General features: G+C 38.0%; 18 protein-coding genes, 1 tRNA gene and 1 pseudogene. 6 read left to right on the top strand and 14 right to left on the bottom strand.

The window, feature by feature from the left end; all coding sequences use genetic code 11:
- Positions 1-45: 45 nt before the first annotated feature.
- The gene (locus tag FJR04_RS06970; protein ID WP_168492932.1) at positions 46-273 is read right to left on the bottom strand and encodes a leucine-rich repeat domain-containing protein; all 228 of its coding nucleotides are present in this window, start codon (positions 271-273) and stop codon (positions 46-48) included.
- Between the two features lie 85 nt (positions 274-358).
- Here FJR04_RS06970 and FJR04_RS26090 point away from each other — a divergent pair.
- Positions 359-508, top strand: a pseudogene (locus FJR04_RS26090) (type II toxin-antitoxin system RelE/ParE family toxin); the annotation flags it as partial.
- A gap of 25 nt (positions 509-533) precedes the next feature.
- On the top strand, positions 534-806 hold the full coding sequence (locus tag FJR04_RS06980) for a DNA-binding protein (protein WP_168493089.1): 273 nt from the start codon (positions 534-536) through the stop codon (positions 804-806).
- Between the two features lie 295 nt (positions 807-1,101).
- Here the strand turns inward: FJR04_RS06980 and FJR04_RS06985 are convergent, their stop codons facing one another.
- On the bottom strand, positions 1,102-2,235 hold the full coding sequence (locus FJR04_RS06985) for a cyclopropane-fatty-acyl-phospholipid synthase family protein (protein ID WP_168493091.1): 1,134 nt from the start codon (positions 2,233-2,235) through the stop codon (positions 1,102-1,104).
- 246 nt (positions 2,236-2,481) lie between these two features.
- On the opposite strand from FJR04_RS06985, the gene FJR04_RS06990 reads away from it, so the two are divergent.
- A complete protein-coding gene (locus tag FJR04_RS06990; RefSeq protein ID WP_168493093.1) occupies positions 2,482-2,757 on the top strand; it encodes a hypothetical protein in 276 nt (91 codons plus the stop codon).
- Here the strand turns inward: FJR04_RS06990 and FJR04_RS06995 are convergent.
- Both FJR04_RS06995 and FJR04_RS07000 read right to left on the bottom strand, forming a co-directional pair.
- Complete coding sequence (locus tag FJR04_RS06995) at positions 2,754-5,738, bottom strand: S-layer family protein (RefSeq protein ID WP_168493095.1); 2,985 nt, start codon at positions 5,736-5,738, stop codon at positions 2,754-2,756. The two genes, FJR04_RS06990 and FJR04_RS06995, sit on opposite strands and share 4 nt — an antisense overlap.
- A gap of 3 nt (positions 5,739-5,741) precedes the next feature.
- Positions 5,742-7,463 (bottom strand): ShlB/FhaC/HecB family hemolysin secretion/activation protein, encoded by a 1,722-nt coding sequence (locus tag FJR04_RS07000; protein ID WP_168493097.1) that lies wholly within the window; start codon positions 7,461-7,463, stop codon positions 5,742-5,744.
- Between the two features lie 168 nt (positions 7,464-7,631).
- On the opposite strand from FJR04_RS07000, the gene FJR04_RS07005 reads away from it, so the two are divergent.
- The gene (locus tag FJR04_RS07005; protein ID WP_168493099.1) at positions 7,632-8,555 is read left to right on the top strand and encodes a LysR family transcriptional regulator; all 924 of its coding nucleotides are present in this window, start codon (positions 7,632-7,634) and stop codon (positions 8,553-8,555) included.
- A gap of 192 nt (positions 8,556-8,747) precedes the next feature.
- Complete coding sequence (locus tag FJR04_RS07010; protein WP_168493101.1) at positions 8,748-9,785, top strand: anthranilate phosphoribosyltransferase family protein; 1,038 nt, start codon at positions 8,748-8,750, stop codon at positions 9,783-9,785.
- A 37-nt stretch (positions 9,786-9,822) separates the two neighbouring features.
- Here the strand turns inward: FJR04_RS07010 and FJR04_RS07015 are convergent, their stop codons facing one another.
- The 9 genes from FJR04_RS07015 to FJR04_RS07055 all read right to left on the bottom strand — a co-directional run bounded on the left by FJR04_RS07015 (position 9,823) and on the right by FJR04_RS07055 (position 18,286).
- Entirely contained in the window at positions 9,823-10,725 is a 903-nt protein-coding gene (locus tag FJR04_RS07015) for an MBL fold metallo-hydrolase (protein ID WP_168493103.1), read from the bottom strand.
- An 11-nt stretch (positions 10,726-10,736) separates the two neighbouring features.
- A complete protein-coding gene (panD, locus tag FJR04_RS07020; RefSeq protein WP_168493104.1) occupies positions 10,737-11,120 on the bottom strand; it encodes an aspartate 1-decarboxylase in 384 nt (127 codons plus the stop codon).
- Positions 11,121-11,328: 208 nt separating this feature from the next.
- On the bottom strand, positions 11,329-11,844 hold the full coding sequence (locus FJR04_RS07025; protein ID WP_168493106.1) for an inorganic diphosphatase: 516 nt from the start codon (positions 11,842-11,844) through the stop codon (positions 11,329-11,331).
- A gap of 188 nt (positions 11,845-12,032) precedes the next feature.
- Positions 12,033-12,221 carry a hypothetical protein gene (locus FJR04_RS07030; protein ID WP_168493108.1) on the bottom strand — a complete coding sequence of 63 codons (189 nt, stop codon included), beginning with the start codon at positions 12,219-12,221 and terminating at the stop codon, positions 12,033-12,035.
- 167 nt (positions 12,222-12,388) lie between these two features.
- Complete coding sequence (locus tag FJR04_RS07035) at positions 12,389-13,198, bottom strand: DUF4231 domain-containing protein (protein ID WP_168493110.1); 810 nt, start codon at positions 13,196-13,198, stop codon at positions 12,389-12,391.
- A 647-nt stretch (positions 13,199-13,845) separates the two neighbouring features.
- Positions 13,846-15,270, bottom strand: coding sequence for a hypothetical protein (locus FJR04_RS07040; RefSeq protein WP_168493217.1), 1,425 nt, complete (start codon positions 15,268-15,270; stop codon positions 13,846-13,848).
- A 577-nt stretch (positions 15,271-15,847) separates the two neighbouring features.
- Positions 15,848-15,931, bottom strand: a tRNA-Leu gene (locus FJR04_RS07045).
- Between the two features lie 103 nt (positions 15,932-16,034).
- Complete coding sequence (locus FJR04_RS07050) at positions 16,035-16,910, bottom strand: M48 family metallopeptidase (protein ID WP_168493112.1); 876 nt, start codon at positions 16,908-16,910, stop codon at positions 16,035-16,037.
- A gap of 194 nt (positions 16,911-17,104) precedes the next feature.
- The gene (locus FJR04_RS07055) at positions 17,105-18,286 is read right to left on the bottom strand and encodes a leucine-rich repeat domain-containing protein (protein ID WP_168493114.1); all 1,182 of its coding nucleotides are present in this window, start codon (positions 18,284-18,286) and stop codon (positions 17,105-17,107) included.
- A 138-nt stretch (positions 18,287-18,424) separates the two neighbouring features.
- Between FJR04_RS07055 and FJR04_RS07060 the strand changes: the two genes are divergently transcribed.
- Positions 18,425-21,253, top strand: a complete 2,829-nt coding sequence (locus tag FJR04_RS07060) for a CHAT domain-containing protein (RefSeq protein ID WP_168493116.1) — start codon at positions 18,425-18,427, stop codon at positions 21,251-21,253.
- A gap of 180 nt (positions 21,254-21,433) precedes the next feature.
- Here FJR04_RS07060 and murA read toward each other — a convergent pair whose 3' ends face one another.
- Positions 21,434-22,753, bottom strand: coding sequence for a UDP-N-acetylglucosamine 1-carboxyvinyltransferase (gene murA / locus FJR04_RS07065; RefSeq protein WP_168493219.1), 1,320 nt, complete (start codon positions 22,751-22,753; stop codon positions 21,434-21,436).
- Between the last annotated feature and the right edge of the window lie 29 nt (positions 22,754-22,782).

The raw sequence follows: 22,782 nt of genomic DNA on the forward strand, positions 1-22,782 counted from the left end.
TAGGGTGTGTTACTTTATCGCTGTTACACCCTAATTTAAGTTACTTTATTTGTCTTTAGATGTAAGTTGGTTAACGACATTACCAATTAATGGTAATTGTTCAATTACCAGTTTCATCAATTCTAAAAATGATTCATCTGATAAACGTTCATCATTACGCAATTGTAAAGCACTCAGGTATGTAAGATTATGGAGTTGGGCGATCGCATTTGGCAATGTTGTAATTTGGTTGTCGCTTAAACTCAATTCCTCTAACCAAGTCAGCGCAAACACCTCAGCGCAGTAGGGGTAGCGCCCCCGTGCCTACCCCTATCTTTGGGGCAATTTGGGGCAACCACAGGGGGTTTGCCCCTACAATGGATCAGGCTATCGGATCTATTTTGGACAAATCGGATCAAAAATAATAATTTTGCTTTGTGGTGGTGATAAAAGCACCCAAGAACAAAACATATTGACAGCTAAAGAATATTGGAGAGATTATGAAAGAAGTGAAAACAGCAACAGCTAAAAGCAGAAGTTAACATGATTATCTCATGTCCTCTCTTCAAAATGAAGAACACGCTAGAGACTATTTAGCAGTTTTTTTAGAATTAGATGAGGAAGGACGTGAACCAGAATTACTGCGTGCAGGTTTAAAAGATATTATTGATGCCAGAATATTGGCTAATAATCTCTCAGAAATAGCCAAAGAACGTTATGAAAAACTTGATAAATTATTATCAGAAAATGCCGGAAATGAAATTTATACTTTAATTGAATTTTTAGATGCTTTGGGTTATCGTATTGCTTTAGTACCTAAAGAATGATCAAATAGGGTGTAAATAAAATTTCTCTGTCTATTCTCAATTCAATTTACAGAAACTAAATATAGCGGTTATCGCTAGGATGCAATACAATCGAGGGCGCAGACCCTGCGCCCCTACAGGCTTTGCGATTTACTGACTGTATCTCACTCAAGTGCATACTGCTATAATTAATCTGATCCCCCTAAATCCCCCTTAAAAAGGGGGATTTTTACTCTATTTCCTCCCTTAATAAGGGGGGGTTAGGAGCGATCTAGCAATGTCTAAAATAACCAACTAAAACAACTAAAATCAAAGATTAGGCATGAACCATTAAATATTGACCATTACCGTTATATTCACCGTTGCAACTTGCAAAATTAGAGATAAACCAAATCAAATAAAACCGCCAGATACGGCGAAATTTAGCATATTCAATACCGTAGTCTAAATCTTTAACTATTGCCTGAGAATCATCAAAATTTTTCAGCCAATCAGTAATAGTTCGGGAGTAATTAGAGCCATTGAGATACCATTGATTAATAGTTTTTAGGTCTTGATTATGGCTGGGAACTGCATCATATTGCCAGTAACGGCCATGGGGAAAAATGTATTTATGAGTAAAAACACTGGAGATATTATTAGGAGTGCGGACTGTGATAATGTGAATAAAAACCCGTCCGTTATCCTTGAGAAAAGATGCCAGCTTTCGGAAAGCTTTTGTTAAATTACCTACATGACAAAAAACGCCAAGTGAGAGAATTTTATCAAATTTTGTTGCAAATTGGGCATCGTTTAAATCTCCTTCATAGAGAGTAAAACGACCAGAACTAAGGTAACTTTCAGGAGCTTGCATTTTCTGACGCATATATTCACATTGCTCATGACTCAAGTTAATTCCTGTAAACTTGACATTAGGGAATTTGGCAAGAATATAATTTGCTACGCAACCCCAACCACAGCCAAAATCTAAAATATTATCGCCATCTTTTATTTCTAACTTATCAATGACATCATCAATCATGTGCATTTGCGATTCTTCAAGATTAGCTGCTCCTTTTTCCCACAATCCCATACTATATTTAGGATAAATGAGTTTTCCATCACCTAACATGGTATTCAGCATAGCTTGAGGTAAATCATACTGAATTTTCATTAAATCTGGCGCACCTTCAGCAGTATGCTCTGTTTCTGTTAATACCCATTCGTAGGGTACAAGCAGAGATGGAAAATACTTAAAAAAGACAGGCATACAACTATCAAACAGCGATCGCAATACAGAATCAGGTACTTCTAATCCGTTGATATAAGACTCGGCTACTGCCATTTGCATAGTGTTTACTGCACTGACGGAGAGACGAGTTGCTCGGTAAGCCACTGGACTTTTTTTAGAAATATCTCCCACAATGGGAATATGTTTTTCAAAGTTTTGTAAAATTGTTGATGAAGTCATATTATCTTCCAAACTTTATTGAAAAAAATTTCGGACAAGGGAAAAGAATATTTAGTTTAATTTGATTGCTGATTTATTAAGAGATGATTATTAAGCTTAATAGTTCTTTTTCCTCAATAGCAATCTATCCACAGAGTGAGATTCAGGTATGTATTACTCATAGGACAAGTCCTATCAGAGGATAGAAAACTTATGAGAAACTAAAAGCTAGTGTTATGGAATCACTTCTTCAAAAGGTACAAATCCATGACATCGAAGACATCAAAAACATCAAAAACATCAAAGGGATCAAAAACTCCTCCAGATCAGCGAGAAAATCAGGCTCGAAATGAACCACAAGATAACCCAGGAATGGAGACGACTGTACCAACTACAGAAGAGGGTGATACTCCTATGGATGAAAGATATCGCATGACTGGTCAAGAATCGGGTAGTGATGTTCGTCCTGGTGCTGAAGCAGAATCGGCAGGGGCTGCTGTAACAAGACCTGGACTTCCGAACCAAGGAACAGAGTCTCGTTAATGTGGCTGACAATGAGATAAAGGTCGCCAATCACGTTGAGAAAATTGCCCTGTTGGTTCATAAGCTAAAAGCGTTACTTCTCCCTTTTCATTCATTACCCAACCTTTTGCAGGGATTGGTGATTGGTGATTGGTGACTTGCCCTGAGCGTAGCCGAAGGGTTGGTGATTGGTGATTGGTAATCACTCTTGCCTGCCCCCTGCTCCCCCGCTCCCCTGCCTCCACCCACGCAAACTGCTGAAAATTACCGCTGAGAGCGTCATTTGGACTTGGTGGTACTCCTCCGCGTCCAGTGATAGAAAACTCACTTCCTGCGCCTCTTGTGCAGGGATTAGCAGCAATTAAAGTGTTAGGATCAACGACATTTTGGGGTATTTCTACCAAACCCTGGGCGGGATTTACCCCAGAAGTGCTAAAGGTAACAGTCCCTTGTAAAGACGGTCCTGATACTTGGGAAAAAGCGGCGATATCACTGGTAATCAGCAAGGATGTGGGACTTACTTGTAAAGCTGTAAATTCGGCATCTGTCAGCCCTAGACGCTCTCTGACTTGTTCTCGACTAACGGCTGTAAAACCGAAGATATAGGGGACATTGACTGTAACTTTGCCACCTTGGGCTGTCCGCGCATTGGCGGTGATGTCGGTATTTTCTTGGGGAAATGCTAAAAGAATCTCGCTATTGATATTTATGTTACCACCGTCAGAACTACCCGCATCAGTGGTAATTGTACTGGCTCGACGTAACTGTACATCTTTGGCTGTGATATTAATGTTTCCCCCACCACCTGCATCCGTACTACCATTAATACTACCTTTATTATTGAGAGCGATCGCCTCAGCAATAATATTAATACTCCCAGCAGTCCCTGTTCCTAAAGCCTGAACATTGATTGTAGATTCATTTTGGACAAGCAATTGTTGAATATTCAAATTTAATGAACCTGCATTTGCTGTAGCTTGGGGATTAATAAACTCACCCACAATCCCCACAGAAGCTTGAATTCTACTATTTAATCCCTCTCCATTCTCACTCCCTAAAAGTTGTACACGCCCAGCATCAATGGTAATATTTCCGGCATCACCTGTACCGAAAGAAGCCGCCGAAATTATCCCCCCATTCTCCAGAGTCAACATCGGTGTAGAAAGGTAAATATCACCTCCTCTACTGTTGGTGTAAGTATCTGTACTGAGGAAACTAATACTCCGGCCTCCATTAGCCAAAACCCCAGACACACCCGCTAATTCTACTAATTCTGTCGCCCTAATTGTTAAATTACCTCCAGGTCCCCCCGTCGGATTGAGCAGAATATTACCGATAGCCACACCACTACTTAAGGTAATTCCCGCGCCATCAGATACCAGTAATCGTTTAGTATCAATGGTAATATCTCCAGCTTTGCTAGTTGCACCAAAGGAAGTTGTTCCAATCAGGGTTTGTGATACACTTCCAGCCGGAGTACGCAGTATTTCCACTGATTCAGAGGATTGAATATTGATATTTCCTGATGCTCCTTCACCCCGATTTAAGCTGGCCAAACTAGAACCATCACGCACTATTAACTGTTCTGAATTAATGAAAATATCTCCTCCTGTGCCGGTACTTCCCTGAAAAGTACCACTGTTAATTCCTGAACGGACTAATTCGACAACTTTGGCATTGATATTGAGTTTTCCGCCATTTTCAGGTCCATAAGTTCCACCTCCTATGACTGCTCCATTTTCTAAAAATAGATGACCAGTATCAATTGTGATGTCTCCAGCAGTTCCGCTACTAAAAGTATTATTACTTAAAACAACTGGGGAATCAAAAGGGTTTACTGTTCCCGTAATTAGAAACGTAGCTATCAAGGTTTGCAGACTAGAGAAGCCGACACCGCTGAGTTCCACAGCATCTTGAGCGCGGATGTTTACAGCCCCTCCAGCGCCACCAGCAAAGGTTGTAGTGGATATTTGTGATCCTGTCTGGGCGCGGAATTTTTGAGCATTGATATTTATGCCTTTTCCATCTAAATTTCCTAAAGTTAAAGCCAAAAGACGAGAACTATTTAAAAGAATATTATTACTTTTTAAATCTATTTTTCCACCACCAATACCGCTAGTATTAATCAGTGAATTATTGGTTATTTCAATATTGCCAAAATCCTGAATATTGTCATAATTGAAAGTTGAATTTTCTGGGGTTAATGTCAAATTAACTAAACCTGGACTTGTCGCACTACCTAAAATAATTTGTCCGTTATTAGCAGTTAAATTACCATGATCAAGTTGAACATTCCCACCAATTAAAGCCAAAGTTTTACCGTTGTCTACTGCTAAACCGAGATGATCTGATATGGGAATAGGTTGGGATACTGTTGGTAAATTTAATATTCCTGTTGCTTGTGATTGATTGATAATTGTCCCCGGATTTTCTCGAAATCTTAATCCAATAGGAATATTGACAGTTAATAAAGGTAGTTGAGGATTATGACTACTAAATTCAAAACCATTACTAAATACCAGACTATCGGCTGTAGAAGCAAAAAACGAACCACGCAAATCTAATCGAGCATTTTTTCCAAAAACAATTCCGTTGGGATTTAAGAAAAATAAATTTGCATTTCCTAAAACTCCTAATGTTCCAAAAATATTACTAGGATTGCTACCTGTAACGCGGGTAAAGATATTTGTGATATTATTGGGATTTGTGAAATATGCTCCTCTACCTTCACCAATATTAAATTCTTGAAAACTATGAAATAGGCTAGAATCACGAATTGCTCCCCCTTCAATATGATCAGATAGTGAATTATTGATAATCCGGGAATTTTCTGAACCTAGAGTATTATCTGGGATAATTTGTGATAAGGCTGGGAAAGGAATAAGTAAATAAATAGAAATGAGTCTCACGCAAAGGCGCAAAGGCGCAAAGGAAGATTTCCACCTAAACTCTTGAATTCTCTCTGTGTCTCTGCGTCTCTGCGTGAAAAAAAATCTTTTCATAATTTAAAATAGAAAATAATTAATAGTGAAATAAAAACCTTGATCTTGTAAAGATTGATTATTTGCTTTTACGTCAATCAAAGGAATACCATAATCTAAACGAGCATTTAAGGTATCGCTCATTTGCCATATTATCCCTAAACCTGTACCCAGTAAACTATTTGATTGGGAATTTGCTTTTTCTCCAGTATGATTCCACCCGACTCCAAAATCAATAAAAGGAGCTATTTGGAAAATGCTGTTGATTTCTGGTAAACGTAAAATAGGCAAACGTATTTCGGCAGATGCGATCGCACTATTATCTGTTAAAATTAGATCTTGACGATATCCTCGCACACTTTTTGCACCACCAATTCCGATCTGTTCTAAGGATAATAATGAATCTGTAGATAGCTGAATATCAGAACGCAGAATTAACAAGGTTTCTGGTGCTAATAAACGCACATATTGTCCTTGTCCTCTCCAGGCGAAAAAACGACTGTCTGGGGCATTATTATTAACTGTAGCATTGAAAATATCTGTTCCTAGTGAAAATTGCGATCGCGCTGCGAAAACTTGACGCGGATTCCGTTGCACATATTCTTGAAAAAAGCGGAAAGCGGAAATACTGGTTTCTCCCTGATTATTCGCTCCTGGAGATAGGGGAAACCGTTCGTTTAATAGGGAAGTTTGGCTTTTTTGGCGGGAAAAAGTCAACCCTAAAGCTAGTTCTTGATTTGGTTTTTGAACAACAGGTTGACGATATGTAAGTTGGTATGTGCGTGATTTTCCGGTAATATCCAAGCGATTAAATGGCTGTTCAATAATGTTAGTATTGGTCAAATCTGCGGTAAATTCAATTGTGCCATTACGGGCATTGATAGGTAATGTATAACTACCATCAAAGGCATTACTACCATCACTGTTAGTATAAGATAAATTTAATCCATCTCCTAAACCTAGTAAATTGCTTTGATTAATCTTTATCCCTCGGCGTAAACTACCAACGCTGGGTGAACGATTGTTATCAGTAAATATTTCACTACTAAATGTATCCGCTTCTTTAACTCGCACTTGTAAGCGACTTTGCTGGGGACGAGTTCCTGGTTGGAGTTCGGCTGATATATTGGCAATTAAAGGGTTTAGTTGCAGTATTTGTAATGCTGCTAATAATCGGTTACGGTTGAGGGGTTTTTTTGTGGCAATTTCTAAGCGCGATCGCACATAATTGGAATTGAGGCGACGATTGCCAATGATCTGAATTTCGGTTAATTCTCCTTCAATAATCTGAATTTTTACCACTCCTCCAACTTTGGGAAAGGTTTGGTTAGCGGAAATTACCGCACCAGAATTAATGTATCCAGCTTCTATATATTTTTGCGCTATCGCTGTCTCTACCGCTATGAGTTCAGCAAAGGTGATTTCCCGGTCTGTAAAGGGCTTGGTGACTTCTGTAAGTTGGCGATCGCTAAAAGCAGTATTTCCCTGAAATTCAAAGCCTTCTACGCGAATTGTCCCCGGAATTTGTGGTGATATTTCCCCCGGTTGCAGTGTGGGTGGATTTGTATCCAGGGGAGACAGTGGAGACTGTTGGGGATTAACAGGAGTTAATTCTGGTGTTGTGGGAATAATTGGGTTAGGTAGTTGAGCGATATAATCAATAACTGCTGTTTTCGCTGGTTTACCCCATAACGTCAGCAGCGATACCACCGTTACCCCAAATAGTATTTTTACTCCATAGGTCATGTTTAGACGCTCTGCGGAACTTAAAATTAAAGAAAACTCTGAGCAAGTATTTTTGCTAATGTGATGATGTAAATTAAATACTGGATGAAAAATTAAATTAAATTCAAATTATACCGAGAAACCGTTAAATTAATAAAAGTTATAAATTTATACTTAGGCTATATCAAAATGCGTTTAGAGCAGTTGCAAGCCTTTTTGGCGATCGCTCAAAGTGGTAGTTTTCAACAAGCCGCAATAAAATGTGGTGTGACTCAATCTACTATCAGTAGGCAAATTCAGGGATTAGAAGCAGATTTAGGCATAGAACTATTTCATCGCAGCACCCATGCTAAATTAACTTTAGGGGGTGAACGTTTGCTGCCCCGTGTGCGTAAAATTTGCCAAGAATGGGAATCTGCTACACAAGAATTGACAGATTTAATGGGGGGAAAACAACCAGAATTATGTATTGCAGCTATTCATTCTGTCTGTGCTTCCTACTTACCACCAGTGTTACAAAAATTTTGCCATGATTATCCAGAAGTACAATTGAGAGTAACATCATTAGGAAGCGATCGCTCTCTGAAAGTTCTCAAAGATGGATTAGTAGATTTAGCAATTGTTATGCACAATCGCTTCTTAATGTCTGGCAAAGAAATGGCCGTAGAAGTCCTATATGATGAACCCATAGAAGTCCTCACCGCAGCAAATCATCCCCTAGCTGAATATGAATCTATCCCTTGGTTGGAGTTAATTCGTTATCCCCAAGTAGTATTTAAAGATGGCTATGGAATGCAACGTCTGATTCAAGATCGATTTGAACAGATGGAAGCTACCTTAAAAGCAGCCTTAGAAGTCAATACTCTCGATGCTTTTCGGGGAGTAGTTCGTCAAGGAGAACTGATTGCTTTACTCCCCCAGTCAGCATTAATAGAAGCTAGATATGATCCCACCCTTGCAGTTCGTCCCCTAGCCAATAATAGTAATTTAACTGATCATTCCAGTTTAACCCGTCGGGTAGTCATGGTAACAACTCAAGATCGTCTTCAGATTCCTCCTATTCAACATTTTTGGCAACTTGTTAAGGATAATATTCCTGCAATTCAAAATTAAAGAAATACGCGCTATTAACTAAGTAACTAGACAAAAATAAATCAAACTTAGATTAAGTAATGTAAAAAATATTGAGATGATTTGGTAGTAAGGGCTTCAGCCCTTAAATGAGGACTAAAGTCCTCACTACAAAGGAATTATTCAGTCCGTTCTACTTATTGCCTTTTTCCACTGACAACTGACAACTGACAAATGACACATAAATTTAGAGAATTTATTCAAAAAGTAGGTAGTGGTAGTCATACTTCCGAAAATTTAACTCGCGCTGAATCTGGTATTGCTACAAAAATGATGTTATTAGGTGAAGCGACACCCGCCCAAATTGGTGCGTTTTTAATCGCTCATCGTATTAAACGTCCGACTGGGGAAGAGTTAGCGGGGATGTTAGATGCTTATGATGAACTTGGTCCCAAATTGCAACCAATCGCACAACCTGTGATCGTTTTAGGGATACCCTATGATGGCAGAACCCGCACCGCACCAATTAATGTAATTACGTCTTTGTTATTAGCTGCTGCGGGACAACCTGTAATTATGCACGGGAGCGATCGCTTACCAACAAAGTATGGTTTACCTATAATCGAGATTTGGCAAGGTTTAGGAGCAGATTGGACTAGTTTAACACTGACAAAAACTCAACAGGTTTTTGAAGAAACAGGAATTGGCTTTATTTACACACCAAAGCATTTTCCTTTAAATCAAACTTTATGGGAATATCGGGAGCAATTGGGAAAACGTCCACCATTAGCAACAATGGAGTTAATTTGGTGTCCCTATATGGGTGATGCTCATATTATTGCTGGTTTTGTTCACCCCCCAACCGAAGCCATGTTTCAGGAGGCTCTAGGGTTACGTGGGGTTACGAAATTTGCCTTTGTGAAGGGATTAGAAGGCAGTTGTGATTTACCACGCGATCGCACTGCTATTATCGGCTTATCTTCACCAAATCCAGCAGAATTAACTCGGCTACAACTTTCACCCCGTGAATATGGCTTTACAACTAAAAATGTTCCTCTTACTACCACAGAAGAACTTATCAAGGATATGCAAGGGGTTCTCAGGGGAACAGAAAGCGAATTGACGCAAACAGCCCTATGGAATGGTGGTTTTTATCTATGGCGGAGTGGAATCTGTCCCAATATGCAAGCTGGTATCAATCAAGCATCTGCATTAATTAGCAGTGGTTTAATAGCTGCTAAACTCCAACAAATCAAGATGTTGCTGGGTTAAATACATTACCCATTTGTTCTTAATTAAGGATTGCTAATCAATTAACACTTAATATCAGTCCTTCCCGTGCTAGTAATGCTTTGGGAAATACTGACTGAATTTCCGATTGAACATGATCAAGAAAATCATCATCATCATCAGGGTGGTGATGGGAAATTACTAACCGTTTTACTCCAGCCTCTTGAGCCATATTCACGGCTATTTTCCAAAATGATTCAGTAGCTTCATGCTTATTATTTGTAGGCGGAGTATAGTTGGCATTAGTAATCCATAAATCAGCATCTTCAATTATTTGTAAGATTCGTTTTTGCTCGTCTGAATCAATAATTTTGTGCAAATCCGTCGCATAAGCTACGTTGTAATCCCCCCAGTTCACTCGATAGCCAATGGAACGTTGAGTTTTATTAATTAATGCTGTTGTAATCTTGATATCTTTATTTAACTCAACTAATTTACCTGGAGTCAGATTATAAAATTCTAATGCTGACTGCATCACCTGTAAGGGATACGGAAAGTGAGGCTGGAGCATTTGATCACACAGGCATTGTTTAATTGATGCACCATTGGAGGCTGCTGTTCCATAGATATGAAAACAATTGCCGGAGATAAATGCCGGTGCGAAAAAAGGAAATCCCTGGATGCGATTAGATTGAGAATTAGTAAAAAATAAATGTGCTTCTAGAGGTTGCTCTAGTTCCTGCCAAATTCCTCCCAAAATGCGTAACCCAGTCCCGCCATCGAAAATTAAGCGTTTTCCGGCTACAGATATCTCCACACAGGCAGTATTACCACCATAGCGGCTGTTATGGGTGCTAGGAGTAGGAATTAATCCTCGTACACCCCAAAATTGCACCTGAAATGGTTCAGATTGACTGCTGGGCATGGGTCTTAGTTGTTCAGCAACATATATTTGAGAATCGGACAACTCAAAATTTGACATCTTCTTGAAAATTAGAGCTTACTAAGCAGATCATCGTAGTGCCGCACTTCTAATAACTGATTTTTTTCATCAACAATTACTACAGTAGGAGAGTAACATTTTAACTCTTCTATAGTAAACTGCCCGTAAGTCATTATGATCAAGCGATCGCCAATAATACCCAAACGTGCCGCCGCTCCATTCAATTCAATAGCTCCTGAATTAGCGGGAGCAGGGATAGCATAAGTAATAAAACGCTCACCATTGGCAATGTTCACTACTTGTACTTGCTCGTAGGGGAATATACCAGCTTTTTTCAAGAGGATCTCGTCAATGCTGATACTACCCACATAGTTGATATTGGCTGCTGTGAGAGTACAGTTATGAATTTTTGCCAACAAAAGAGTGCGCTGCATTTTGTTTTGTTTTGTTTTGCAACCTGGGAAAGTTTGTGGAATTATAGCAATTGCTAAGAGGGTTATGACATCAACTGATGATTGATTAAACCTAAATATCAAAGGACTGTTATACTTCTGTCGCTGGCTATAAATCCGTAAGTTTCTACTGATTGTTACATAGTAATTAGTTTTATGGGTAATGGTCATGATCCATTACCCATATCTATTATGCTTTAGCAGCAGCTTTGATGAACTTTTCTACTAAGGGTGCTACCTTGTCCACATCTTGCCAACCGAGAATTTGCGTCACCTTTTTTTCCAAATTTTTATAACTACGGAAAAATTCGGCAATTTCCTCTAATCGGTGAGGAGATATGTCTTTGAGCGATTTTACATGAGCATAGCGGGGATCTTTATCGGGAACACAAAGAATTTTTTCGTCGCGATCGCCACCATCAATCATTTCCAGAAAACCAACTGGTCTGGCGGCGATGACGCAACCGGGAAAGGTTGGTTCATCCATTATTACCATACCATCCAACGGATCGCCATCATCTGCTAAGGTATTAGGGATAAAACCATAGTCATAAGGATACTTGACAGAAGAATAGAGTACGCGATCTAGGGCAAATGCTTGTAAATCCTTATCGTATTCATATTTATTTTTACTTCCACCAGCAATTTCAATTAGGACATTAATCACGCCCGGTTTCGGTTGGGCAGGAATCAAAGATAAATCCACAATAAAACTCCTCTACTAAAACTGAATCAGCGGTAGCACACATTTTCGCTCCCAGTCTAAGATTTTAGGACAATTGTGGACTTCTTCCTCAAGAATCCTTTGTCAGATGATGTTGCTTAAACTATGTTAAGTTTTGTTTTTTAATCTATCATAAGTATTATTACTGGTTAAATAGCTAACATCTCAATTTAATCTCTATTGCTAGACAGATTATAGATTAGGGATGGCTGATTGATTTCCACATTGGGCGCAGAATAGTAGGCAATGATAAATACGGGTAAAGTCAGGGTGATAAGAGCGATCGCTGTTCCCACAATGTCTGCCAAGCGTTGGGAATATGTATCGGGAGAATTGGCAGACTGGCTGTTTAAATTCATACAAAGTTGCGGTTAAGTCAAATCACTAGTAGACAGGACTCTCCTAAAAAGAGTCTCTATTCTATTTTAACTATTTTTTGGCTATAAACCGGAATGTCAGTTATCCCTGACATTTTGGATTACTCTTAGCATTCGTAGGGGCGCAGGGTTTGCGCCCAAAATTTCCGCTATGCGGCTACTTTTTCTTCTTTTTCTATTTTTTCTCCTTTTACTTCTTTGCTGGATTCTTCAGGTTTTGGAGTCTCTTGTTTTTCCTGCTCTGAATCCGTACTTTGTTGTACTTGTTGGAGGTGAATATTATTCACGTGATTAATAAATAGTTCGATAGCTTGACTTACCCTTTGTTGCTGTTTACCTTCCTCGGAAATATCATAACAACGATAAGCTGGGCTAATTCCCAAAATAAACTTTTCTTGTTCAGCTTCTAACAATTCCACTGCTTTATTAGCAGCCATCCAATTTTTTTCAAAAGGAAATGATGTCACTATACTAGCAACAATAGAAGCAATGGCTGGGCAAATTACAGGCAGCCATTTTAACCATGTTTGTCCCGCTTCCAACTTATCCACAAGCACTAAAATAGGTGTAATACCCGATAAAATTACTGTGGAAATTTGTAGAACATAGTAAAGAGTTCTAGCCAAGTCTCTAGAGCCTTTATAATCATCAATCAGTTCTTGACAATATTCTAAAGCCTTTGCTCTTGCTGGTAAAACTGTATTGTAATCCAAGGTAGTTCCATTACTTAACAAAGAAGTATAGAGTTCAGCCTTTTTAGATATCTCAGCTTTTTGTCCTTCCTTTTGAGCATTCTTTACTGATTGTCTATTGAAGAGAAACAACCCAATAGAAACAGTTAAAGCAACAGCCGCAGCAATTACATATTGTTGATTACTAGAATCAACATAAATGACCAGAACAGATGTCAGAGCAACTGCCACTAATAAATAATCAATTAATTTGAAAACAGACAACATTTTTCTCCTAGTGTATAACGTGAACTGGACTTGTCAAAAATTGAAAATCAGCGTTCAGATAATTAATTATTACCTGATATAGTCATCTAATTTGAGTCGTGAGAGCTTGCACAAACTCATGACATTGACTGGTGCTAGAAAAGAAGATGATTTTGGACAAATATTTTTTACAAACAACTCCGTATCTTACATGAAACTATGATTACTTACAAGTTGCTTAAATGGCAGTATCGCAGATCACGTAAGTATGTGATTAAATACCAATAATTGTCGGTTAAGCTAAAAACATTAAATTATAGGACTCCTATTTGATTCTTGAACGGAACTCGGTACACCTTTATATTCTCGAATCCTTTTGCTTCTTGCCTTCCTACGTAGGAAAATTCAGGAATCAAACCGGATTCCTAGAGGTAGGTTGGCGTTAAAAATTGTCGTTGGGGCAAGGCGGGGAGCAGGGGGAAAAAGAGTTTCAGTCGTATTTACTTTTCTTCACACATTTTGATTAGAGACTTCCACTTACTTAATTGACAAAATTCAATTCATTTGTGAATTTTCTGGCGATGATAAATCACCACTACACAAACAAGGTTTCCAAACCCACCTGCGTGGGTTTTGTCTGTTTAGCTGCGACTTATAGTCGCCCAAACTTAATTATTAATTTTTAATTCCGCCCTGCTAGATGGTTCAATCCGCATCTTTCTAGTTTCTTCCAGAATTTTATCTATATCCTCTTGAGATAAACGTTGAATGTAGTTAATTTTGATTTCTTCTAAAAGATCATTCAGCAAACTTTGAATTTCTACCAACACTTGTTTTTGCAAAATTTCCGAAGAGAATGCAGTTGTAAATTTTTCTATTAGCTGATTAGAAAGTTTTGCTGCCACAGGATCTTTAATGGTACTAACTAAAGCACTATAAATATTAGTAGTAATTTGTGTAGCTAGTTGTTCACTAATTTGTGTTTGTGCTTTTCCTACACCTGGTAACATGAGAATATTTTTATAGCCTGGTAATTGCTGACAAGCAACTTCAATATTATGGCACAAAATCGCATTTACTTCTGGTTGAATTTTTGGTAATACTTGATTAACAACAGTTTTAATTAACAATCCAGTAATTGCTTCTACTTCATTGATATTATTAATGTCTATATAAGAACGCACATTATCTGACTGTAATAGCCAGCGTGTAATTTCACCTCGTTTAATTGAGCCTTGAACTTGGTTAATTACTTGAACAACGACAATTTCTGTAATTTCTTCTGCAAAATTAGCAAGAATACCCTGATGAATTTGCCGTCTAACTACATAAAGATCAATTAACTTTGCCTGATCAAGTCGTATTGTAACTGGGATGATTCTTAACCATCGCCAAATGGGTATTAGTAAGAATAGATCATACCAACGCCACATAACTGCTTCTAACCAACTTAAGTGACTATATCTACGTTTGATTAAAAACGTCCTTACTAATAATTCTGTAGCGAATAGAAGTACAAATGGTAAATCAATTATCCAAAAATCATCGAACAATTCACCATTTTCACCAATTTTACGATAATAGTTTTTAGCAATTCCTGGGCGAATTTTTTGATTGAAAAAATATTTTTCCTGATCCCAATTGCGTTCAGATAAATATTCCTGACTCCAAAAAGTATTAAATGCACCTTTTGCAGATTCTTCTCCTATGTGTTCCCCCATTCGGTTTTTGATTTTTTCCAGAGTTCCACTCTTTCCCGCACTTGCAAAAGGATTAGTTTCAATCATCTCCGTGCTAAGACGGCGAAGTTCCGCCAACTTAGTTTTGACTTGAGGTGAGGTTAAACCTGTTTGGATTATCTGAGTTTCTAGTTCGTCTACTGCTTCTAGATATTGTTTTGTATCACGATGAGGTTCAATACCTTTAATTGGATCGTACAATTTAGTAATTTCAGGAACTCTGCGGAAGTAAAAATCTCGCCCTGGTATGTAACTTAAATCAAATAAAACTAACACTAGGTTGACGGTAGCAGTAATGGCCATTACTCTTTCAAACCATAGGTTTTTCCCCTGAAAAGTTTTTAATTTACTCATCATTTCTTATAAGTACCTACGTCGAAATATTTAGTTATTTTTGAACAGGAATAAAATTTCTGCGGGATTTATTTTTTGAACAGGTTTATTGATAACTACGATTTGAATCAGCAGCTATAGATTTCTGGTTAATCTCTAATAGAAATCTCCATAAATTAAATATGCGTCATCGAGTAGAGACGTTCCATGGAACGTCTCTACATTCTTTTTTACCAGATGTCTAATATTCCCACAAAGTTGAACATAGAAACCATCAGCACGTTTAACGATTTTAACCCTTTTCATTGATTTAATAGATCAATAAGTAGTCGTGCAAAATAAATTTTATATTTGGGAGAGGGAACAGGGAACACTTCGACAAGCTCAGTGCATCGCAGGGAACAGGGAACAGATAAGGAATACAGAGATTTTTGTTTGTTCCAAAAATGTTAAATTAATTTTGTCCAGGTACTTATGTTTGCCAAATTTAACAAATGGCGCAGGTTTGAATATCTCATTTATGCAAACATCAAAAGCCGCAAATACTTTTTTAAGTGTAAAAGTTATGTGCGGCTTTGTTATGTGTAATATTTACAAATGGGCAGGAGGAGAATCGAACTCCTATGACCTCACGGCCGCCGCATTTTGAGTGCGGTGCGTCTACCAATTCCGCCACCCGCCCTTGGGTGCAACTTTCTTATTATAGCCTATTTTTCTATTTTGGCAATAGGTATTTAGATTATTTTTGCCAAAAACAATATTTCGCTGCACCCTACTCTATTTACTTACCAATTGCGCCATCCACCGTTGGATAAAGTTGCACTCCCAGATTTTAATCCCTGATTTTGTAGTAAATTTTGGTACTCTGTGCTACTTGCCCAACGGTCAATTTCTCGCGCTCTTAGCACGGGGACAGGATGGGTTAGTTGGGCTGTTCGGGCGGATTTGACCATTTCCCCTAATTCTGTTTTGCTAATGTCATCATAGGCATGAGCTTGGGCAACAAAGGCCTCTAAATTAAGTTGGGGTGCTAAGGTGGGAGAACCGCCAGCTAATTTCATTAACACTGACATGACAACTTTAGGGTCTTGGGTAGCTAGTAAAGCGGCGCGATCGCAGGTAAACTCAGCACAACGTACCCATTCTAATAACTGTGACTGGATTGCTTGAGCCAAAATAGTACCGACATTTGGCACAATTGCCGCTGCGAGAATTAATAAATTCACTGGTGTTAAATACACACTATGATCACACTTGAGATGACCCAATTCATGGGCAATCACAGCTTGTATTTCTTCTGGGGTGAGGATATCAATTAAGGATGTGTGTATAACTACAAAAGGCTGTTTACCTCGCATGGCAAAGGTATAAGCGTTAGGGGCTGGATGTTGACGGACATACAACTGAGGCGGATCAACGTCTAAAATTTGACAGGCTTCTAATAATAATTTATGTAAGTGGGGTAGTTGTTTTTCTCCTACCAAAATACTAGAAGCGATATTTTCTACATAAAAAACCTGTTCTGCCATTGGACCTAGTAAATTTCGCACCATCATATCCAAACCAGGAATTTGCTTAAGAGTTTTAGTAGCTTCCAAGTCTAGGGTATGGCGAAATGAGTCAGCTTTTAAACCAATTAGCGGCGTTTTAACTAAAGACATAATTATGGTCATCAATAAAAAATATAATTCCCATAGCTAGTATAGCGATTGCACAAGGCAATAGTGGACAAAGATTATTTGGCGTTGCTGATTAAGAGTATGATTTTGTTTCACGCAGAGGCGCAGAGTCTACAGAGAGTAAGAGTTTGAAATCATTGATTTTTGAATTTCATACCCTAATTCAGCAACGCCGATTATTTAATACCGGGATTACCTTGGAAACTCACTTCTTCAAGATTAGTAAGTTTTGATAGGGGAGTGACATCTGTGATTTTGTTATAGTCAAGTTTCAGCCGAGTCAGGTTAGTTAGGTTTAATAAAGCACTAATATCTGTGATTTCGTTGTCTTCAAGTACAAGCTCAGTTAAATTTGTCAGTTTTGCTAAAGGGCTGACATCTTTGATTTTATTCAAACGCAATACTAGCAACGTCAAATTATTCAGTTTTCCTAAAGGGCTAACATCTGTAATTTGGTTGTAAGTAAGAATCAGACGATTTAAATTTTTTATGTTTCCTAAAGGGTTAACATCTTTAATTTTATTATCTTCTAAAAACAGAAGATTTAAGTTTGTTAATCTTGCCAAAGGACTTATATCCTCAATTTGATTACCTTCCAAATTCAGCCTTTTTAAATTTGTTAGATTTGCCAAAGGGCTTATATCTTTAATTTGATTGTAATTTAGCTGTAACCGAGTTAGTTTTGTCAGTCTCGCTAGAGAAGTAATATTTTTAATTTGGTTATCTTCCAAAAAAACTCCAGTCAAATTAATCAGATTCTGGAGAGAACTAATATCTGTAATTGAATTTTTACTGAGAATCAGCCAATTAAGATTAGTAAGTTTTGCTAGAGGGTTAATATCAATAACTTCATTATTATCTATAGATAAAGATTCTAGAGTTTTCAGTTCAGTTATGGCGCTAATATCTTTGATTTGGTTTCTACCCATAGTCAGAGACTTGAGGTTTTTAAGTTCTGCCAAGGGACTAATATCAATAAGTTTGTTATTGCCAATATTCAGCGATTTGAGCTTTTTTAATCCTGCTAAGGGGCTGAGGTCAAAAATTTCATTACTATTAAGATTTAAAGATTCTAAATTTGTTAATCCTGCTAAAGGACTTAAATCAACAATTTGCTGATTTCTCAGGTCAAGCTGAGTTAGATTTAACAATTTTTTAGCAGCAATATCACAATCATTAGTTGCTGCTTTTGCTAATAATAATTCTACTGTAATTCTGCCATCTGCTGATAAACTCGCTTGTTGACGACACAATTCAGTAAAAGAACTCCCCCGCTGAGGTTCAGAAGCTTGAGTAACGCCCCATGCACTGCATACCCACACACTCATCATCAGACCAACCGCACTGCTTAATTTCATAGTTAATATACTCATCTTTTGTATAGATTTTTTTCAAAATTTACCCTGTGTCTTACATCACCTGTTATGGTACTTATTATAGAACTATTAACTATGGATTTAGTTAATTTTTTAACATTCATTCATTAATTGATTCTCATGCGTAATCTATTCAGCCTCAGTTTTGTGACTCTGCTGTTTTCGGTAACTACTGCTGTTTTAACACATACCTGTAATTTTGCTCCTGTAGTTGCCCAGGAATTTAACAAACAAGATGAAAAAGCTCAAGCTGATAGGCTGTTTAGAGAAGCTTTTTATCTCTTTATTAATGGCAATAGATATAGAAATAATCATCAGAGAATTATCAGTAGTTTTGAAAAGGCTTTATTGGTTTATCAAAAGATAGGTGATCAAGCAGGTATTGCTAAAAGTCTTGACTATATAGCCTGGATTTATTATCTCAAAAAAGAATATCAACAAGCCTTGAATTATTATCAGCAAGTTTTACCAATTCAAAGACAATTAGGAGATGGTGATGGGGAAAAACAAACTCTCACTAAAATCATGAATATTTATAGTGAACAAAGTCGCCAACTTTTTGAACAAGGTGAATATGAAACAGCTTTAAATAAATTCCAAGAAGTTCTCAGTTTGAATAAAAAATTGGAACTGAAAATCGAAGAGGGTTTTACTCTCAACCAAATTGGCATGATTTACCATACCTTGGGAAAATATGAATCTGCTTTAGAATATTATCAAAAATCTTTATCAGTCCTGCAACAAGTTTCATCATACCCAGTAGAAAAAACTCCTTGGGTATGGACAGTTTTTTTCAACATGGGTGATATTTATCAATCATTAGGAGAATATGACCGAGCTTTAAGCACTTATCAACAAGCATTGAAATTAGCTCAAAAACACAGAATTGGCTCAGAAGTAAAAAATATTAATGCTATTGGGAATATTCATTATCGGTTGAAGAAATACGATTTAGCATTGGAATTTTATGAACAAGCTTTGTCAAAAGTCAAAGGAATTAAAAACAAAAAAGATAAAAAATTCCTGGAAGCATGGACTTTTCATAATATGGGGATTGTTTATTTAGATCAAGGTAAGTATGAATTATCTCTAAAATTTTTGCAGCAAGGTTTAACTATTGTCAAATCTTTAGGTGATAAGCTTTCCCAAGGTGTAATGTTAGATAGTGTTGGTAAAGTTTATTTTCAACAAGGCAAATATGAATCAGCATGGAATTCATATCAGCAATCTTTGATTATTGTGCAGGAAATCGGCCATAAAGCAGGTGAAGCTAAGGTACTAAATAATATTGGTTATTTACTAGAGAAACAAAATCAGCCAGAGTTAGCCATTGTGTTTTTTAAACAATCTGTGAATGTAAGAGAAGCAATTAGAAATAATATCAAAGGACTGCCACAAGAACAGCAACAATCATATACTGAAACTATTGCCGAAGATTATCGCCATTTAGCTGATTTATTTTTACAAAATAATCGAGTTTTAGAAGCACAACAGGTTCTAGATTTACTCAAAGTTCAGGAACTAGCAGATTATCTCAAAGACGTGCGGGGAAGTAATAATAATATTCAAGGTATAACAGAACGAACCCAAGAGCAGGAAATTAGAAAAGGTATTGCGGTAAAAATAGATCAAGCCATTTCTCAAGGTAAAGAACTCGCTCTGCTGGAAAATATTACTATCAATAAAAGAACAGAACAACAAAAACAGCGAATCATTGAATTAAGAAAAAGCGAACAAGAAATTACTAAACAGTTCGAGACATTTCTAAAAAGCCCACAAGTTCAAGAATGGATAGCTCAACTTCAGCAAACTTCCCAAGGACAAAGTTTTAATTTAAATGCTGATGCGACTACTTTGCAAGACAACCTCAGAAAAATTCAGCAAGATGCTGTAATTATCTATCCATTAGTGCTGGGCGATCGCTTGGAACTCATTTTAATTTCTCCTTACACTCCTCCACTGCGTCGCACTGTTCCTGTTAAACGAGAAGAATTTAACCGAGTTATTGCTGAATTTCGTTCGACTGTCACAACGCCAACCCGTAATCCTAAAATTCCTGCTCAAAAGCTCTATAATTGGCTGATAAAGCCTTTGGAAGCTGACTTAGCTCAAGCAAAAACCAAAACCATTATTTACGCCCCTGATGGACAATTGCGTTATATTCCTTTAGCAGCACTGCATGATGGTAAGCAATGGCTAGTCGAACGCTTTCGCATCAATAATATAACTGCGATAAGTTTGACTGACCTCAACACTAAACCCCAAAATCAGTTAAATGTGTTAGCGGCTGCTTTTACCAAAGGCAACTATAGTTTTAAGGCAGGAGATCAGGAGTTTAACTTCTCTGGGTTGCCCTTTGCCGGTCGTGAAGTGGAAACTCTGGCTCAAACTATTCCTAACACTACAAAATTACTAGACCAACAATTCACGAAAGATATTGTGTTCCAGATGAATGATTACTCTATCGTCCATCTAGCGACTCACGCAGCATTTACCCTGGGACAGCCGGAAGAATCGTTTATTTTGTTTGGTAATGGCGATCGCATTACCCTCCAAGATATCAAAAATTGGCGGTTGCCGAATGTTGATTTAGTCGTACTTTCAGCTTGTGCAACCGGATTAGGTGAGCGATTAGGAGACGGTAGGGAAATTCTCGGTTTTGGCTATCAGATGCAGCAAACAGGTGCAAGAGCGGCGATCGCCTCTTTATGGTCTGTAGATGATGGGGGTACACAAGTTTTGATGAATGCCTTTTATGCGGTTTTGAAACAGGGAAACATTACTAAAGCCGAAGCTTTGCGTCAAGCTCAAATAGCTCTGATTACTGGAAATTATGCAAATATAGGTCAGCAACGAGGTATCTCTGATAATTTACCGTCACAGATGAGTAATGAGCTAAGTCATCCTTTTTACTGGTCTCCATTTATTTTAGTTGGGAATGGATTGTGAAGCGATCGCACTCACCAAAAAAAGCAAAAAAGTAATTTAATGGCGAAAGTTACCAACTTGATATTTCATTAACTGGTAAAATCCGCCATTACAAAAAAAAGGGAACAGATTATTTCCATCTCATGTTTTTAAACATGAGTTTTTTCTGTTTCCTGTTCCCTCTGAAACAATATCCTAACTCTAGATAGATACAGAAGCTGGTGGATTACTGTTGTTAGCCAGTAAATTTCCATCCTTTGATGCTTCATTTACACGGATAATTTTTGCTCCTAGTTGCTGTAACTTCATATCTAGGCGATCATAGCCCCGATCTAAATGATGTAATCCTTGAATTGTGGTTGTTCCTGATGCAGCTAATCCTGCTAAAACCAAAGCTGCGGACGCTCTTAAATCTGTGCCTATGACTGGCGCACCCGACAACATGGGTACTCCCCGAACAAAAGCAGTGTTACCTTTAACACGGATATCTGCCCCTAAACGGTTTAACTCGGAAGCATGACGCAGGCGATTTTCAAAGACTGATTCATTAATGATGCTATCACCTTCAGCCAATGTCAGTAAAGACATGAAAGGTGCTTGCATATCCGTGGGAAACCCTGGATGAGGTAAGGTATCAATATTAATGGCCTTGAGGGTTTTAGCTGGTAAGATGCGTAAACAGTCTTTTCCTTCCTCAATAATTGATACACCAATCTCTTGCAACTTGGCAATGACTGGGATTAAATGATCTGGTGCAACTGGTGATAGCAGCAGTTCAGAACGGGTAATTGCTCCAGCGATTAAAAATGTTCCTGCTTCTATGCGATCAGGAATAATAGTATAATCAGTAGAGTGTAATTTAGGAACACCGACTATAGTAATTGTACTTGTTCCTGCACCTTGAATTTTTGCTCCCATTGAGTTACAAAAGTTAGCTAAATCTACTACTTCCGGCTCTCTGGCAGAATTTTCCAGGATTGTTTCCCCGTCTGCTAGGGTAGCAGCCATCATTAAGGTTTCCGTCGCGCCGACACTGGGAGTATCTAAGTAGATTTTTGCTCCTTTTAATCTGCCATTGTTTCCGGGAACATAAGCATTACAAATACCATGTTCAATTTGCACTTCTGCGCCCATTGCTTGCAGTCCTCTGACGTGCAAATCTACTGGTCTAGCACCAATGGCACAACCCCCTGGTAAGGGCATCTGCGCTACTCCTAACCGTGCTAAAATTGGACCAATGGCAAAGAAACTTGCTCTTAATTGGGTAACAAGTTCATAAGGAGCTTTAGATGTGGTGATTTCCCTAGCATCAACATCTAATATATCCCCTTCTCTTTTTAGACGTAATCCCAAAGCAGATAAAACTTGTCCCATCCGCTCTACGTCCGCTAATAAGGGAACGTTACGAATCCGACAATCACCGGAACACAGGAAAGTTCCCGCCATGATGACGAGGGCGGAATTTTTAGCCCCGCTAATTTTTACATGACCTCCCAAAGGATGCCCACCATAGATTTGCAAGACTGAGGAGTCTGCTTCTAATGAAGACT

It is taken from the genome of Anabaena sp. UHCC 0204 (assembly GCF_009711975.1).
Classification (GTDB): domain Bacteria; phylum Cyanobacteriota; class Cyanobacteriia; order Cyanobacteriales; family Nostocaceae; genus Dolichospermum.